Here is a 16,427-nt window from a genome sequence, read left to right as displayed (position 1 = left end):
CGCCTAAGCTATGGAAGATGGCACGTTCATAAGAGGGTTGGCTTTCCAATGTGTTGCCCTGAGAGGAAACAGGATGAGTTCACTAGCGGCTACGGTCCAGAATGTCTTCGACGAGCCGGGCTGCGCCAAGAATGGCAGTAAGTCGGAGGCCGAGCGTAAGAACGGCTGCACCAAACCGCTGCAGCCCGGTGGCGCGGCGGGCGGCTGTGCTTTCGATGGCGCCAAGGTTGCGCTGCAGCCGTTCACCGATGTTGCTCACTTAGTGCATGGTCCGATCGCGTGCGAAGGTAATTCCTGGGACAATCGCGGCGCCGCGTCCTCGGGCTCCAATCTGTGGCGCACCGCATTCACAACCGACTTGAGCGAAACAGATATTGTATTCGGAGGCGAGAAGCGGCTCTGCAAAGCGATCAAGGAGATTATCGACAAGTGCGACCCCGCCGCCATCTTCGTCTATCAAACCTGCATCCCGGCGATGATTGGCGACGACATCAACGCAGTCTGCAAGGCAGCATCTCAAAGATTTGCAAAGCCGGTGATTCCGATCAATTCGCCGGGCTTCGTCGGTTCGAAGAACCTCGGTAACAAGCTCGCCGGTGAGGCCCTGCTCGACTATGTGATCGGGACGCAAGAACCTGACTACGTTACGCCGTACGATATTAACCTGATCGGAGAATACAACCTTTCGGGAGAGCTTTGGCAAGTGAAGCCGTTGCTAGACGAGCTTGGAGTGCGGATTCTCTCCTGCATCTCCGGCGACGGGAAATATCACGAAGTCGCCTCATCACATCGCGCGCGGGCGGCGATGTTGGTGTGCTCAAAGTCCATGATCAACGTGGCCCGCAAGATGGAGCAACGCTACAAGATCCCATTCTTCGAGGGATCGTTCTACGGTATTCGGGATTCAAGTGAATCGCTACGCCAGCTCGCCCGCTTATTGGTTGAACGCGGTGCCCCGACAGATCTGCTCGGGCGCACCGAAGCGGTGATCGCGCGCGAGGAAGCGCGAGCCTGGGCTGCCATCGCACCGTACAAGCCGCGATTCGAGGGCAAAAAGGCCTTGCTGATGACCGGCGGCGTCAAATCATGGTCGGTCGTTGCGGCACTCCAGGAAGCCGGGCTTGAGTTAGTCGGAACCAGTGTGAAGAAATCGACCAGAGAAGACAAGGAGCGCATCAAAGAGCTCATGGGGCAGGATGCCCACATGATCGAGGACATGACGCCGCGCGAAATGTACAAGATGTTGAAGGACGCAAAAGCGGACATCATGCTATCCGGCGGCAAGTCGCAGTTCGTCGCGCTGAAAGCGGCTATGCCCTGGCTCGATATCAACCAGGAACGTTGCCACGCTTATATGGGCTATGTCGGAATGGTCAAGCTGGTTGAGGAGATCGATAAGTCGCTCTCTAGTCCGATGTGGGAGCAGCTGCGTCGACCAGCGCCATGGGAGGCATTGGCCAAGGTCGTGGAGCAAATGCAGTCGCCAGTGACCGCGATCGCCTGCGATCCGGCGATGGCCGAAAGCGAGCGGCGCGCGAGGAAGATCTGCGTGTGTAACAGCGTCGATCTGGGCACGATTGAGGATGCAATTTACGTGCACGGCTTGAGGAGCGTCGCAGCGGTCCGAGAGCATACCAATGCCGTCGGTGGCTGCTGTCAAACACGAATCGAAGGTATGTTGGTGTCCGAGCCCGCTGACATGCGACAGGCCGCAGAGTAGCGAGGGGTCATGGCCATTGTCACGGCACCAACAAAAGCCTGCGCTGTCAACCCGCTGAAGATGAGCCAGCCAATCGGCGGCGCATACGCCTTTATGGGACTGCGTGCGGCTATGCCGCTTCTGCACGGGTCCCAGGGGTGCACATCCTTCGGGCTCACGCTTTTCGTCCGGCACTTCAAAGAGGCGGTACCGCTGCAGACCACCGCGATGAGCGAGGTCGCGACCGTGCTCGGCGGCTATGAGAATCTCGAGCAGGCGATACTGAACATCTACAACCGAGCTAAACCAAAGATCATCGGAGTTTGCTCGACCGGTGTCACCGAGACCAACGGCGACGATGTGGATGCCTACCTCAAGCTAATCCGGAGCAAGCATCCACAACTCGCAAAGTTGCCACTCGTGTATGTTTCGACGCCTGATTTCAAGGGCGCGTTCCAGGACGGGTGGGAGAAAGCTGTGGCACGCATTGTAGAAGTGCTGGTGGATGGGCCCAATGCCAATCGCCTGCGGGATCCATCGAGGGTGAATGTTCTGCCGGGATGTCACCTGACGCCCGGCGACATTGATGAACTCCGTGTCATACTGGAAGATTTCGGGTTGTGCCCGTCCTTCCTCCCTGACGTAGCAGGATCGCTCGATGGACATATCCCCGATGAGTTTACGCCAACGACCACAGGGGGCATCGGCGTCGGCGAAATCGCGAGCATGGGCCGAGCCGGCTGGACTATTTCAATCGGCGCGCAGATGCAGCGAGCGGCTGAGGTCATGCAGGCTAAGACCGGCGTGCCTTCTCGTGTGTTCGAGCGGATGTGTGGTCTCCGTCCGAATGACGAATTCATGGCGTTTTTGAGCGAGATCAGCGGTCGCCCGATACCCTTGAAATATCGACGCCAGCGCAGTCAGCTCGCCGATGCTATGCTGGACGCTCACTTCCATATTGGAGGTCGCAAACTCGCGATCGGTGCTGAGCCAGACCTTCTGTTCGATTTGTCCGGCATGTTGCACGATATGGGCGCGCAGGTGACCGTCGCCGTGACGACCACTCAGTCGGAGGTGATCGAGCGGATCAAGACCAAGAAGGTTCTCATTGGCGACCTCGAAGATCTGGAAGGACTTGCCAAAAGAAAGCATTGCGACCTGTTGATCACGCATTCGCATGGAAGGCAAGCGGCGGCGCGGCTGAAAGTGCCGTTCCATCGTGCAGGTTTTCCGATGTTCGATCGACTTGGCGCGGGGCACCAAGTATCCGTTGGCTATCGTGGGACCCGAAACTTGATCTTCGAAATCGCCAATCTCGTGATCGCGCATCGCGAAGAGAACGATCGGCCTACCCCAGATACGTGGCGGACTGCGCCCGGACTGCCACAACGGTCGAGTCATGGCCGCTCAATTGGCTCGGCTGAAAGGACAATTGCATGAAGGTCGCTTTTGCCACTCAGGACCTGAGACGCGTCGATGCTCATTTTGGTTGGGCAAAGAATATTGCAATCTACGATGTCGCGTCTGGCGGGCACGTGTTTCTTAAAGCGATAGAGTTTGAGGGCGATCTTAAAGAAGACGGCAGCGATGATAAATTGGCGCCAAAGATCGAGGCGATCAAGGACTGCGCAATCCTTTACGTCGCTGCCATTGGTGGTGCCGCGGCTGCGCGAGTGGTGGCCAACAAAATTCATCCGATCAAGGTGAGCAAACCAGAAAGCATTCTGGTGTTGCTAGAAAAGCTCGAGCGGGTGCTGAAAGGCACGCCACCTCCCTGGCTGCGGAAGGTCGTGGCAAAGGACCAACGGCGAACGTTTGAGTTCGACGAATGAGGTGATATGACCGCAAGAATAGAGCAGCAGGGCAGCGTGGTCGACGCACCATTCCTCATCGAATTGATCAAGATTTGGCGTTCTCAGGATACCAACGGAGCCTGGGAACGGAAGAGCGATCTTGATCTGCTCGAACCCTATATCCTGAGCAAGGAGAAACGGCGCGCATTGCCGCTTATCGGCGATCCCGATCCCAATACACTGTGGCGCCTTGAGCTGTTCTTCAACGCCGTGGCGTTGTCAGTAGAAAGGGAGACCGGCCTCATGATTCAGTCGATTCTGAAGCTGCATCATGAAGGCTTCGGACGCATAGTGCTCATCGCAGGGCGCTTGGTCGCCGTAAACAGGCAGCTGCGCGATGTGCATCGCTTCGGATTCGATAATTTCGTCAAGCTGGCTCAGGAGGGGGATAAATATGTCCGCGAGGGAATCGACCTGGTTCGGAAATTTCCAGACGTGGCGAACTATTGAGGATACTCACTCATGGGCGATCGTGAAACACTGAAGGCCGAGCTAAGGAAAGTGTCGGCCAAGGCAACACAAGCCAAGATGGATCTGCACGACCTTTCGGAAGAGTTACCCATCAACTGGACCTCGATCATGGCGGTGGCGCAGAAGGCCTACGATGCCTATGCGGAACTTGAGCGCAAGAGTCGCGACTTGAAGGCGCTGGAAAATACTTGAAGGGGCGAATGCATGTCGTTTCAAACACGAGACGGACGCGACTGGACGCCACAGTACCTGATCTCGATCGATGCCAAGAAATGCATAGGTTGTGGCCGCTGTTTCAAGGTGTGCGGCCGAGATGTCATGACGTTGAAAGGAATCAGCGAGGAAGGCGAACTTGTCAACCTCGATGACGACGACGATGAGATCGAAAAGAAGATTATGGTTCTGAATGATCAAGGCGCCTGCATTGGCTGCGGTGCATGCGCGAGGGTTTGCCCGGCCAACTGCCAGACTCACACTTCAGCCGCATCTGAAGCGGCGTGAGCAAACCACGCTCGTGCTGTCGCGGCAGGCGAGACATAGGTGGGGAAAGGTGCAATTTTGATCAGGTGAACTCATGGTGAGGACGGTGCGCCGGAAGGATCTCGATTGAACATCGAGTACCAAGATCGAGCGAGCTAAAGTGCGAGCATTGCCTCGACATTGTTGGGCGCTCGCTATGTCAAGCCGATACGATATCCGTTGCTCACAAATCACTCGTCTCCGAGGTCCACCTATTCGTAGAAGGCGATCTGCGCCTCGCGGAGGCGCTCAGGGCACGGAACACTTGGCACGGACGTCTCTAATGATCGTTGCGTGCGTACCTGGTCGGGCCGGGTAACCCATCTGCTGATCGGAACGTGCGAGTCATTTAGAGGTCGGTCTCTTCGACGGGGCGGCGGCCGGCGATCTTGCGTGCGAGTTTACCCACAGATTGCGGCTTGTCGCAGCAGTATCTGTAACTCACGCGCAGACGGCGTCGGGTAGTCACGTCGAAGTGCGCAGAGTGCTTTGGTCAGGTTGTGGTCAGATAGGAATGCGATCCTAGCCGGCAGAGCTTGCGCGGCACGAGCTCAATTACGTGCAACTTTGCCGATAGGAAATCGGTCTCATGTATGGCAGAATCAGCGACTCATCCAGCCAGTTCACAACCGCCAACCAAACTGACGATCGGTCAGAAGCGGGAGATAGTCCCCGGTTTGCGGAAACAGTTGCAGGGATGGAGCGAGGTGGGTCATCATCCGAACCAGCGGCGTCATACTCTCTCGTTTCCGAACCGCCCATTCGAGAGATCGATCGAGAGTCCTTCCTGCGCGGAGTTGAGAGATTCTTGCGCAATGATATCAGAAACATCGCCGAAAACCCAGAAGAGTACTCGGACTTCGTCTCCAAGAAGGCTGAGCGCGCAGCGACGGTTGCTGGAAGTTACGCCAACACCTACGACGATCCAAATAAGCCAGCACGATTTTACAGCTACCGGTTGGGCGACGAAATTGTCGGGCTTCTAAGAACAGGAGGTCCGGCTCGGATTAAAGGAGACCATTTTCAGCAACGGTTTGGGCGCAACGATATCACATCCGTCGTAGATCTTAGGGTGACTCATCCGCTTGTCGAGAACGCTGGCGATATCTTGCTGGAGCATCAGCTGCGAGAGGACGGCGACCATCCGCTGATCTTGTCGCGGCCGGCCCTATCAGGCATGGAACCTCGTCTAGCGGAGATGGGTTTTGTTCCCGTGGGTCGTAACCACTGGGTGCTTGATCCTCACCAGAGCCCCGATGTGTGGGCGAAGAACGAAAACGACGAGTGGCAGCGGGTAGGCAAGCCTACGAAGTATCTTTCCAAAGATGGGGCCAGTGATGTCGGTCCTCAGAGAAGCTACGAAACGGATTCGTCGGAGGATGACCCTTCATTTTACCTGGAGCGCGCTCTTAGGGGGATGCACATGGAATAAGTTGGCTGCAATAGCAGCAGCGGGCCTGAAATGACGGACATTGGACCGTTCTATCCCGGGCTCAACGGTCTTGCTTCAAAGGGGGCGCACGCTCGCTGCGTCGCCCCCGTCTCGGCTGAAACGTCCGTTCAAACTTTTCTCCGAAGGCGCTCACGAAGCTGCGGTGAGATGCGCGATCGAGCGGCGTAACGGGCTCCCCACGGAATGGCCATCAACGAGCAGCAACGACCAGGCAACGCAGGCGGCTATCCGGCAATGATGCAGAGGGCTTGGACCCGAAAGCTGCAGCTGCACGGCTTTCATGGAAACGGCAGCAAGGGTCCAAATTGTCGAACGAATTGGTCCGAATTATGCGTCGGGTAATTGGCTGAGCCCGCTATGGCTGGCTTGCGCGTTGGACTACCACTGACACTATCAGCCCGGCACTTGTACGGTTCTTGCAGGTTGATTGCGCAGCGTAAAAAGCGTCTTCCAATAAATGGGCGATAAATGAAGCCAAATCCGATCTACGCGATCTGCAGCTTTAACGACATCCCGAGCCGTCAGGCCATGGGATTCCATCTCATGATCGTCGAAGATGACGGCAAGCATCGGCCGTGGTCCATTATCGTTGTGCGGTGGGGCAAAAAGGTGCTTGGCTACGTCAATAAGTGTCCTCACAACAGCGTCAGTTTGGACTGGGAGCAGGACCAATTCCTCGATCCATACGGCATCCGGCTGATGTGCGGCAAGCACGGTTCGACCTTCGAACTCGGAACCGGGCGGTGCGTCGAAGGTCCATGTCAAGGTAGAGCGCTCACGCCGATCGCGTTGGCAGTTCTGGATGGTGATATCTGCGTCGTTGGTGTGCATCTTGTTGAAGACGATGCGTCGGCCAACAACTGAAAACCGCGCTCAGACCGGCCGGTTCTCGTTGCGGTTTTTTACAGCCTCCATTCTCCTTAGTCCGTCTTCATACGAGATCTCCTCATAGGAAAGGTCGAGATCCTTTGTGGCATCGAGGAGGTTATCAAGCTTGCCGCCCGGATCGAGCTTCTTGATGTCGTTCTTATTCATCCCGACCAGGTCCATCATTTCCTTCCAAACAGTAGATTCATCGCACGGTAAAACGTGGAAGTTGATATTGCCGAGCTTAACTCGGTACTTCGCTAGCAAATCGATGTTGTTGCAGAACATGAAGTAGCGGCCTGCTGGGCTTAAGGCACCGTCAAGGACGGTCGCAACGTCAGCGAGATACGCGAAGGAGTGTAGATAGCCGGCCAACACCGGAATGAAGCGTTCTCCGTCCTGCGCGATGGTCAGAACTTGCTCGATCGAGTAGTCCGGCGGTCGCTTCTCGTCCGCGAGCTGAGTTTGGAACTTCAGTGCGATGTCGCCGCGAAAGCCAAATCGGCCCGGCTTGGTAGTCGTGCCTTTGAGTACGGCGTTGAGCAGGCGGCCCTCCTTCTCAAGTCTGCCAAGGGCGGTGTTCTCGATTGAAGTCATTAATTTGTCCTCGATCTCAGGTCTTCGCCGACCCGTTGGTCGGTGCCAGATGCGATGCAAATTGCCTGCCGTGGCAGCGTAGCGGCCCACCCTAAAATAAGAACGCGTCAATGGCTCGCACGCGTCAAGTAGCCTTGTAAGGAACCCGACACCTGTTCGAAAGCAACGGTGCGAAATGAGCATCTTAAGCGCCGACGCGCTGGCACGTGACTTGCTGCTCGCGAGGTCCAAGCTAATGAGGGAAAGAAGTGATCAACCTAACCGATAGCGCCGTGAATGCGCTCAAGAGCGCGATTTCATCATCGCAGCACCCGGCCGGCGGTCTGCGCGTCATGATCGAAGCGGGCGGCTGCAATGGATTCAAATACCAGATGGGCCTGGCCGAGGAACCAAAGCCTGACGACACGGTGATCGAATGTAATGGACTGAAGGTGTTTGTCGATAGCAAGAGCCAAGAGCATTTAGTCGGCACAACCATCGATTTCGTGGTGGCACCGGAGAACTCTGGCTTTTCCTTTCACAACCCGAACGCGACCGCGAACTGCTCCTGCGGGAAATCGTTCAGCTGATGGAAAACATAATTTAGGTGATGAGGAGAAGACATTGAACCATGCCGGCCGAACCAGAACAACTGAGGAACTCGTCGTTCACTACGAAGCGAGAGCGTCCCATTCGCTGCGTGCTCGAAGAGATCCGGCTCAATCTGCAAGCGAGCGGTGGTGGCTGTCAGAAAATCAGCACGATAGCATGTTCATGGCGCGGCCAGCCGGTGCTGGCAGGTCGTGTAAGCTTTTGAGTGTAAGGCGGGGAGGCATTCAGGCGCGACTGGTCAGATCGGAGGATTGGATCGCCTGGTCCTCGTCGCTGCTTCAGGCGAGGTGGTAGATTGAGCGAAAACCGAGTGCCGATTTACCTCGACAACAATGCAACGACGCGGACTGATCCATTCGTCCTGCAAGCAATGTTACCTTTCTTCACTGAGCGATTCGGCAATGCCTCGTCCACGCATGCCTTCGGCAACGAGGTCGCAGTCGCTGTGGGGCAAGCCCGGAGAAGCTTGAGGGACCTGTTGGGTAGCGAATACGATCGCGAAATCGTCTTCACCTCGGGAGGAACCGAAGCCAATAATGCCGCGATCCTCTCTGCGCTTGCGACGCAGGAAGATCGAGACGAAGTTGTCACCACTTCGGTTGAGCACTCCGCCGTACTTGCGCTCACGGAGCAATTGTCGACGAGGGGAGTCAGAACGCGCATTGTACCCGTAGATGCCTGCGGCCGGCTTGACATCGAGGCTTTTCGCTGCGCTCTTGGGCCACGCACAGCGATTGCCTCGGTCATGTGGGCCAATAACGAGACCGGAACGATCTTTCCTGTGGAGTTTCTGGCCAACTTGACCCACAAGGCTGGCGCGCTGTTTCACACAGATGCGGTCCAGGCCATTGGTAAGGTGAACTTGAACCTAAAGGGTAGCTTGATCGACATGCTGTCGCTATCCGCGCACAAACTGCACGGTCCCAAGGGGGTCGGCGCATTGTATTTGCGCAGAGGGACTAAATTCCGGCCGCTGATCTGCGGCGGATCACAGGAACGAGGGCGCCGCGGCGGGACCGAGAATGTTCCCGGAATCGTTGGCCTGGGAAAAGCTGCCGAGCTTGCGGCGGAGCGGCTTGAACCTGAGCGTGTCCAAATTGGTGCTTTGCGTGACCGCCTTGAGCAGCGAATTTTGCGCAATTGCGAGTGCGTTGTGCTCGGCGACATCAGGAATCGTTTAGCGAACACAACCAATATTGCCTTCGATCATCTCGAAGGCGAAGCCATTGCCCATCATCTCAACCGGGCGGGCATCGCCGTGTCGCTCGGATCAGCCTGCAGTTCCGGCTCTATGCAGCCATCGCATGTTCTGCGTGCCATGCAGGTGCCGACGTGGCGGATGCACAGCGCGGTGCGCTTTTCTCTTTCGCGTGAAACCTCCGTCGCTGAGGTCGATGAGGTCGTGTGCGCAGTGTCCGACATCGTGGCACGCCTGCGCGCCACCCCCCGCGTCTCAGCCAAGGAGAGGACCTCGTGAAAATCATGATTCGCCGCTCTCCGGACACGGGCCTGTCGATCTACGTGCCAAAGAAGGATCTCGAGGAGCCCATCGTGGCTTCCGAGTACGAGACCTTATGGGGAGGCTGGATCAAAGTAGCTAATGGCTGGGTGTTCGATTTGCCTGAGATGGCGAGCGACACACGGCTACCGATCACAATCGACGCGAAAAAGCGGAACGAGAACGGCGGCGATCCGTGAAGGCACTCACGTAGATCGACTTTGTCGATGAATGCAAAGGTCACTTTCGTGGCCCTCGGCCCCGGCCTGGGGGCCGTGAGGATTGTTACCTATCTCGTCGTGGCATCCCCCAATTTTGCCGATGCGATGTGCTGAGCACACCCAGAGGCATCGGTCGGCTTCTCCGCTGGCAAAGTTGCGCTGCGCGGCTTGCTTGGAGAAACGCGGAGAATGTCGGCGCAGCATATCAAGGTCGACAAACGTCGGTCCGCCGCGACGGCATTGATGATGCAGGCTTTGCTCGGCCAGAGCCGAGGCCGATTGCGCCGTCACCTTTAGCCTTCGTTGCCGCCCGTCATCGTAGGCCGTGTGGTGCCCATTATTGGGATTATTAAGTCCGGCGCCCCCAGCTCGGATCGCCTATTGTGAGGGCCGCAACGCGGGAACGCCCGTTTGATGGACGTCGGCTCGGGCAAGCCAAACGAGAATGAATGCGCACGCCATGGAGCTCTGGGTGAGAATGGCGACTATCTGTCGTGTTGCCAACAAGCTCATCTTTGCTGTTCTTGCAACCGCCAACGCTATCGTTGCACTAACTCGATGGACTACGGCTGCAATTGCATCATCCCCGCCCTGGCATGCAAGTTGCTATCCAGCATCTTGAGGCTCGCTCAAGGATGGTCCTGGGAGGGCGATGATGTCTGCAGGGAAATGAGAATGAACGCGGTCGTCGGACGCGGAAAATATGTCAAAGCTGCAATGGATACCGGCAAAATGATGCAGCCTACTCCCGATCATAAAAGTTGCCGCGCTTCGGCCAGGACCGGGCAGGCGAGCTGTGGCTCGAAGGCCGGACAAGGCGATCTGTCGACCGAAATCTGGGAAAAGGTCAAGACCCATCCCTGCTATAGCGAAGACGCGCATCATCATTACGCTCGCATGCATGTCGCGGTCGCGCCTGCCTGCAACATCCAGTGCAATTACTGCAACAGAAAGTACGACTGCGCCAATGAATCGCGTCCGGGCGTGGTGAGCGAGAAGCTCACTCCCGAGCAGGCGGTGAGAAAGGTGCTCGCGGTCGCGACTGCCATTCCGCAGATGACAGTGCTTGGCATCGCTGGCCCAGGCGATGCTCTGGCCAATCCGGCAAGGACGTTCGAGACGTTCGAGCTGGTCAGCAAGGCGGCTCCCGACATCAAGCTGTGTCTGTCAACTAACGGACTCGCACTACCGGACTATGTTGATGCCATCGTCAGGTCCAAGGTTGACCACGTCACCATCACCATCAACATGGTTGATCCTGAAATCGGAGCAAAGATTTATCCGTGGATCTTCTTCAACCACAAGCGATACACGGGCATTGAGGCGGCAAAGATACTCACTGATCGCCAGCTGCAAGGCCTCGAGATGCTTAGCGAACGGGGTATCTTGTGCAAGGTTAACTCTGTGATGATCCCCGACGTCAATGATGACCACTTGGTCGAGGTCAACAAGGCGGTCACGTCGCGCGGTGCCTTCCTTCACAATATCATGCCGCTGATCTCGGCGCCAGAGCATGGCACAGCATTTGGTCTGAACGGTCAGCGCGGCCCGACGGCGCAAGAACTGAAAGCGCTGCAAGATGCTTGTGAAGGGCAGATAAACATGATGCGGCATTGCCGCCAGTGTCGCGCCGATGCGGTGGGTCTACTCGGGAACGATCGCAGCGCAGAATTCACCACTGATCAGGTCATGAGAATGGACGTCAAGTATGACCTAGAGATGCGCAAGGCTTATCAGGCAAGGGTAGAGAATGAGCGTGTCTCGAAGGCCGAGGCCAACCAAAAAGAGCTTGCGGAACTTTCCGGGGAGATGAGCGCGATCACTCTTCTGGTGGCAGTCGCAACGAAGGGCTCGGGTCTGATCAACGAGCACTTTGGGCATGCAAAGGAATTTCAAGTGTACGAGCTTTCTACATCCGGCGCCAAGCTCGTTGGTCTACGCCGTGTGGAGGTTTACTGTCAGGGCGGTTATGGCGAGCAAGATAGACTTTCCACCGTCATGCGCGGCATCCATGATTGCCATGCAGTCTTCGTGGCCAAAATTGGCGGCTGCCCGAAAAGCAATTTGATCAAGGCGGGCATCGAGCCGGTCGATCAATTCGCCCATGAGTTCATTGAGAAGTCCGCGATCGCTTGGTTCAGATCCTATCTCGACAAGGTGAAACGCGGGGAGATCGAGCATGTGGAGCGGGGCGACGCCGCCATTCGGCTGGGGGCCCGGATCTCTGGGGTGTAAGGGGGAATATGTGCCGTTCAAAATCATCGCCTCGCAGTGCACGAGCTGCTCAGCCTGCGAACCCTTGTGCCCGAACCTTGCGATCTCGGAGAAGGGCGGGAGCTTTGTCATTGAAGCGACGAAATGCACCGAATGTGTTGGCCATTTTGACGAGCCGCAATGTGTAGCAGCCTGTCCGGTCGACAATACCTGCGTGGTTGACAGCTCCTGGCCTCGCTATCAAGCGCCAGGCTAAAGCGTGAGGTCTCAAAGCGGCATGCCAGGGTCTGGTGCTGAAACCGTCGGAAGCGTCGCTCTCAGGGCTGACGTCGTCGTAGGCGCCGGCGTTCGCTCCCCCTCACGGACGGTGACTGCTCTGGATTGTCCTGCGGTCGTGCTGTTGATCGGCAGCGCGGCCTGGCGGCATCTCGGCCGTCCGAGGGTGCTTCGGGATGCGGAGAGCGGCCTTTCAGGCAACTCTCCCGCCGTCGATCTGGTTGATGATACCGCGCGTGGGTGATGGCAGGGTTTCGTCCGCGTGGGCTAAGCGGCGTCTGCTTGCATCTCTAGAGGCGCGATGCACGAGGAGCAGTATATGAACAGCATTCTTCGCGACAGCGACGTCGTCGAGCTCAACGCCCCCCCGGTCTTCAGCTTTGGCCAAAAGCTTCGAGCCAATCGCACAATCCGAAATGATGGCACCTATCCAGGCAAGGAGATCGGCGACGTCTTAGTCAAGAAAGGGCAGGTGGGTTACGTCGTCTCCATCGGAACGTTCTTGCAGCAATTTTACATCTACGGTGTAGAGTTTTTGGAAAGTGGCCACTGCGTTGGCATGAAACGCAAGGAACTAGAGCCGGCGGACGCCTCCGAGGAGATCGATGATCTGCCACTACCGGAGGAGACATGACTCAGCAAGGGTTTCCGAAATATCGACGGGGCCAGCGAGTCAAAGCCGCAGTCGACCTCACCAACGACAGCTCGTTTCCCAACGCGGAGCCCGAGGGAGTCTTGCTCGCCGCCGGAGCGACCGGCGAGATCATCAAAGTCGCTATCCATACCAAAGCCAACGTGCCGGTCTATATTGTCGATTTTGGTCAGGCGCGGCTCATCGGCTGTCTTGAAGAAGAGCTAACAGTGCTTTGAAGGAGGCTTTCGCCATGAATGCCGCGCTGATGAGGAAGGCAAAAATGGGACTGATGCCTCACCCCAACGAGCTCGATCGCAAACGAATCGAGCGCGGCTTGAGCGCGCGCAATCGCTATCTCTATGTCTCGCCAAACGTGACGCCGGTGAGGGGCGGCTACCTCGTCGAGAGCCCCTGTTGCTCGCGCAACATTGACACGGATGGTGCCCTCATCGATGTCGCCCTGATTCTTTATGATGCCGTGAGCGGGATCTGGAAGCTGTTTCGGAAGAATCATGCTCGGGGAATCTGGGAATTTTACAGCCTTTATCACCGCTTGCCTTCTGCGATCGAGGAATTGAATGCTGATCCTGAGCGTATGTTCTGGCAATGAGGGACCACCTTCCACGCGTCATAGAGGAGCCACGATGGCGCTCACCGCGAAAGAATTGATCGAAATCGAACGACTGCTTGCTGCCGATGGCGCCGACATCGAGCCGTTAGTTGAGCTGAGGCGACGCTTTCCGCAGCTTGCTTGGGTATGCTGTGATACGTCGGATTTGTCGGATCAGCCGTTTCGACAGTTTTCTCGGTTCGATCTTCATCTGCTCGATCGGTCGGATCACTGCGTACAGATTACGGCCGACCCAACGCGAGCGACTGGCATCGTATTGGCTAAAAGGGAAGTTGAGCAGTGAGCACTGTCGTGCACACCTGTGAGGAGAATAAGCCATCTCTTCCATCATCCGATCTCGACATTACGCTCGTGGAACTCTCTGCTGTGGAAGCGCGGCCGTGTCCGCCACGAATGCTTAACGGGCAGACTCGGGGTCCAACGCTCGGCCTGAGGCCCGGACCAAGCGCGCTCGAAAACCAGCACATTACCATCGAGACGGTCGGTGTCTCCGGCTCCTGTTCTTTCGTGTTACAAAAGAGGGAGAGGTATGAACTCGCAAGAAATCATCATCCACGTCCGCTTCGCCCCGAACGGGAGGGTGATACAAATCAGCGAGCGTCCCGCCAAGCTCACGCCAGACCAGTGGTTTGATGTCCTTAACGCCCGTGCTTGCTCGGCTTATCGGCCGCTTACGCGTGGTCGCGGGATTTTTCGGCTGAGCCGGACTGCGCTCGATGTCTTCAAGCACGTAACTGCGAGGCCGAGATAAGTGAACAGAAACAGGCGACTTAATGAGCGAATAGACACGAGGTTTTTGCCGTCCGTCCGTCCGTTCGTTCGTCGATCGAGTCGAACTGATCGATGCCATGGGCTCTTAGCCGTCGCGGATCGCTGATAGGAGCGAGGAGCGAACGACACGACCGCAACTTCGGACATAATTCCGATCGCGCGGGACAAAGAAATGGATCGTTGCAGAAACGAAAGCTGCGCCTAGGTGTGCAAAGTGTGCTTTGGAGGAGTTAGATCGTGAGTAAGCGATGAATGAATTATGAGATCGACATAACAGGAGAAGCGGGGTGAGCAGGAGGCGACTTCTGGCGCGAAGGTATCTCGGTCATCTTCGGCGGCGACAACCACATCCGCTCATTTCGTCTGTTTTCGCAAGCGCGAGTGGAAATGAATGAGATCGTTGGGAAATGTGCTAGCACCTCATACTTAGATCAGCGAGACAGGATAAGCGCATGAACTCAGAATACGAATTCAAAATCCCTCAGCTCCATAGGCATCATGTTTTTGCCTGCAACACGCAACGTCCGCCAAGCCATCCACACGGTAGTTGCGGTGCCTCTGGCTCGCAAGCCCTGTGGGATCGAATGGGCAAGGCGATCGAAGCACAAGGCCTCAACGATATTGGCTTCACGATGGCGGGATGCCTTGGCTTTTGCAACTCTGGTCCCTTGCTGGTTGTCTATCCCGATGGAGTCTGGTATCGCGTGACCACACCTGGGGATGTCGACGAGGTCGTCAACTCCCACCTGAAGCAGGGCAAACGTGTCGATCGCCTTGTGATGGTGCTAAAGCGGAGCTAAAGGCGGGCTTGGCTGCGACTCGCAGCAACCATGCACGGCTTGTTCGCCCATCAGCTTGCCAGCTAGGAGCTCGGATCATCTGAAATCGGCCGGCACCTCTCGTCCCCGGTTCTGCGAAGGAGGGTCATTGACCTTCGGCGTATCGCTGTCTTTATAAGGCCGAATAAGGCAAATGGGTCCGTTGCAACGCGCGACGACCCAGCGATATGACTATATGCCGAGCCGATCTGTTATGTGTACCGTCACTCAGGTGCCGTGCGATCCGTAGCTCATAGCGAGCGCAATGCTGCCGACGGCTTTCTGCCTCCCGCCAGCTGACGCATCGTCGACGCGTCAGCTGGCTCCCCGTCGTACGGCGGAGAGGTTAGGAGGCGCACTCGATAACCTCGCGGCGTCCGAGCTGACCAAACGGCGCCGCCTTTCTGGTCCTGTTCTAGCTTTAGAACTTGTAGGCGACGCCGCCGCTGACGAGCCATGGATCGATATTGGCGCGCCCGGTGACGGCAATCGCATTGTTTACTGTCGCGGAGTACTCCGGCCGCAGCCACAGCTTCTTCACATCAAAGTTGAGACCCCAGTGGCGATCAAGCATGTAATCGAAGCCGAATTGGATCGCCGCGCCGAATTGGTTTTTGATGTGTAGGTCCGTGACGGCAAGACCGGCAAGGGAGGTATTGGCTGCCGATTGGTTGAAGAATGCGGTGTAGTTGATGCCCGCGCCGATATAGGGCTTGAGCGGGCCGAAATCTGTGAAGTGATATTGCAGGGTTAGTGTTGGCGGCAACAGCCAGGCTTTGCCGATATCGAGCCCAGTGAGCACGCCATTGCCGCTGATGTGATGGCTAGTCACGCCGAGAATGAGCTCAGCGGCGACGTGTTTCGTGAAAAAGTAGGTGATATCGAGTTCTGGTATGGCGTTGTCGCTGAGCGAAAGTCCGGAACTTGGTGAAGACAGCAATGGCGTCCCGGCAACGTTGACCGAGCTACCTGCGCTCTCAGGCAGAACGCCCAGCACGCGCAGGCGGATCATCCAGGGGCTGCAGGGCGCTATTGGAGGCGCTTTATAGTAGATCGGCGCCTGATCCAGATCCGCACCTCGTGCCGAAATGCTGGCCGCCGAGGTCGCTATGACGAGGACCGACGCCGTCGCCAGAACCGTTCGTACTCTCATCGAAGTCTCCATTCCAAAACTCGCGCGAAGGCCGCGCGGGATCTCTGTCACACATGAGCAACGGCGGGGCATTTGACACCAATCAAATGGGAGCGACCGTTAGCGCGATCGTCCCGCTAAGTTGCATAAGAGTCACGGTCCCGAAAACGGGTTCTGTTCTT

The 16,427-nt window shown here is 56.9% G+C and carries 20 protein-coding genes; 18 read left to right on the top strand and 2 right to left on the bottom strand.

Annotation, left to right across the window (positions count from 1 at the left end):
- Positions 1–73 precede the first annotated feature (73 nt).
- The 8 genes from nifE (at position 74) to N2605_RS28125 (ending at position 6,859) form a co-directional block, all read left to right on the top strand.
- On the top strand, positions 74–1,720 hold the full coding sequence (gene nifE, locus N2605_RS28160) for a nitrogenase iron-molybdenum cofactor biosynthesis protein NifE (protein WP_260344061.1): 1,647 nt from the start codon (positions 74–76) through the stop codon (positions 1,718–1,720).
- A gap of 9 nt (positions 1,721–1,729) precedes the next feature.
- Positions 1,730–3,139 carry a nitrogenase iron-molybdenum cofactor biosynthesis protein NifN gene (gene nifN, locus N2605_RS28155; RefSeq protein ID WP_260344060.1) on the top strand — a complete coding sequence of 470 codons (1,410 nt, stop codon included), beginning with the start codon at positions 1,730–1,732 and terminating at the stop codon, positions 3,137–3,139.
- On the top strand, positions 3,136–3,531 hold the full coding sequence (gene nifX, locus N2605_RS28150; protein WP_057027961.1) for a nitrogen fixation protein NifX: 396 nt from the start codon (positions 3,136–3,138) through the stop codon (positions 3,529–3,531). The genes nifN and nifX overlap by 4 nt, the downstream gene beginning before the upstream one ends.
- Before the next feature lie 6 nt (positions 3,532–3,537).
- Positions 3,538–4,002 carry a NifX-associated nitrogen fixation protein gene (locus tag N2605_RS28145; protein ID WP_260344059.1) on the top strand — a complete coding sequence of 155 codons (465 nt, stop codon included), beginning with the start codon at positions 3,538–3,540 and terminating at the stop codon, positions 4,000–4,002.
- Positions 4,003–4,014: 12 nt separating this feature from the next.
- Entirely contained in the window at positions 4,015–4,215 is a 201-nt protein-coding gene (locus tag N2605_RS28140) for a CCE_0567 family metalloprotein (protein WP_260344058.1), read from the top strand.
- 12 nt (positions 4,216–4,227) lie between these two features.
- Positions 4,228–4,524: a ferredoxin III, nif-specific gene (fdxB, locus tag N2605_RS28135; protein WP_260344057.1), complete on the top strand. Its 297-nt coding sequence runs from the start codon at positions 4,228–4,230 to the stop codon at positions 4,522–4,524.
- 826 nt (positions 4,525–5,350) lie between these two features.
- A complete protein-coding gene (locus N2605_RS28130) occupies positions 5,351–5,974 on the top strand; it encodes a host specificity protein (protein WP_260344056.1) in 624 nt (207 codons plus the stop codon).
- 489 nt (positions 5,975–6,463) lie between these two features.
- The gene (locus N2605_RS28125; RefSeq protein WP_260344055.1) at positions 6,464–6,859 is read left to right on the top strand and encodes a Rieske (2Fe-2S) protein; all 396 of its coding nucleotides are present in this window, start codon (positions 6,464–6,466) and stop codon (positions 6,857–6,859) included.
- Positions 6,860–6,868: 9 nt separating this feature from the next.
- On the opposite strand, the gene N2605_RS28120 is transcribed toward N2605_RS28125, so the two are convergent.
- On the bottom strand, positions 6,869–7,459 hold the full coding sequence (locus N2605_RS28120; RefSeq protein ID WP_260344052.1) for a hypothetical protein: 591 nt from the start codon (positions 7,457–7,459) through the stop codon (positions 6,869–6,871).
- Between the two features lie 248 nt (positions 7,460–7,707).
- On the opposite strand from N2605_RS28120, the gene N2605_RS28115 reads away from it, so the two are divergent.
- From N2605_RS28115 to N2605_RS28065, 10 genes are all read left to right on the top strand, one after another.
- Entirely contained in the window at positions 7,708–8,028 is a 321-nt protein-coding gene (locus N2605_RS28115; protein ID WP_260344051.1) for a HesB/IscA family protein, read from the top strand.
- Between the two features lie 317 nt (positions 8,029–8,345).
- Positions 8,346–9,527 (top strand): cysteine desulfurase NifS, encoded by a 1,182-nt coding sequence (nifS, locus tag N2605_RS28110; protein ID WP_260344050.1) that lies wholly within the window; start codon positions 8,346–8,348, stop codon positions 9,525–9,527.
- A complete protein-coding gene (gene nifT, locus N2605_RS28105; RefSeq protein WP_260344049.1) occupies positions 9,524–9,748 on the top strand; it encodes a putative nitrogen fixation protein NifT in 225 nt (74 codons plus the stop codon). The genes nifS and nifT overlap by 4 nt, the downstream gene beginning before the upstream one ends.
- 756 nt (positions 9,749–10,504) lie before the next feature.
- The gene (gene nifB / locus N2605_RS28100; protein WP_425248871.1) at positions 10,505–12,004 is read left to right on the top strand and encodes a nitrogenase cofactor biosynthesis protein NifB; all 1,500 of its coding nucleotides are present in this window, start codon (positions 10,505–10,507) and stop codon (positions 12,002–12,004) included.
- A gap of 10 nt (positions 12,005–12,014) precedes the next feature.
- A complete protein-coding gene (locus tag N2605_RS28095) occupies positions 12,015–12,239 on the top strand; it encodes a 4Fe-4S binding protein (RefSeq protein WP_057027950.1) in 225 nt (74 codons plus the stop codon).
- A 339-nt stretch (positions 12,240–12,578) separates the two neighbouring features.
- Positions 12,579–12,893, top strand: coding sequence for a nitrogen fixation protein NifZ (locus N2605_RS28090; RefSeq protein ID WP_260344046.1), 315 nt, complete (start codon positions 12,579–12,581; stop codon positions 12,891–12,893).
- The gene (locus N2605_RS28085; protein ID WP_260344045.1) at positions 12,890–13,129 is read left to right on the top strand and encodes a nitrogen fixation protein NifZ; all 240 of its coding nucleotides are present in this window, start codon (positions 12,890–12,892) and stop codon (positions 13,127–13,129) included. Before N2605_RS28090 ends, N2605_RS28085 begins: the two co-directional genes overlap by 4 nt.
- A gap of 14 nt (positions 13,130–13,143) precedes the next feature.
- A complete protein-coding gene (locus N2605_RS28080) occupies positions 13,144–13,503 on the top strand; it encodes a DUF3024 domain-containing protein (protein WP_260344044.1) in 360 nt (119 codons plus the stop codon).
- A 34-nt stretch (positions 13,504–13,537) separates the two neighbouring features.
- On the top strand, positions 13,538–13,807 hold the full coding sequence (locus N2605_RS28075; RefSeq protein WP_260344043.1) for a hypothetical protein: 270 nt from the start codon (positions 13,538–13,540) through the stop codon (positions 13,805–13,807).
- Positions 13,808–14,747: 940 nt separating this feature from the next.
- Positions 14,748–15,095, top strand: coding sequence for a (2Fe-2S) ferredoxin domain-containing protein (locus tag N2605_RS28065; protein ID WP_260344039.1), 348 nt, complete (start codon positions 14,748–14,750; stop codon positions 15,093–15,095).
- Between the two features lie 439 nt (positions 15,096–15,534).
- On the opposite strand, the gene N2605_RS28060 is transcribed toward N2605_RS28065, so the two are convergent.
- A complete protein-coding gene (locus N2605_RS28060) occupies positions 15,535–16,266 on the bottom strand; it encodes an OmpW/AlkL family protein (protein ID WP_260344035.1) in 732 nt (243 codons plus the stop codon).
- Positions 16,267–16,427 lie beyond the last annotated feature (161 nt).

It is taken from the genome of Bradyrhizobium yuanmingense (assembly GCF_025200905.1).
In the GTDB taxonomy this organism is placed as follows: domain Bacteria; phylum Pseudomonadota; class Alphaproteobacteria; order Rhizobiales; family Xanthobacteraceae; genus Bradyrhizobium; species Bradyrhizobium yuanmingense.
Note: the sequence above shows the minus strand (reverse complement) of the source record. Positions and strands in the feature narration are given on the sequence as shown.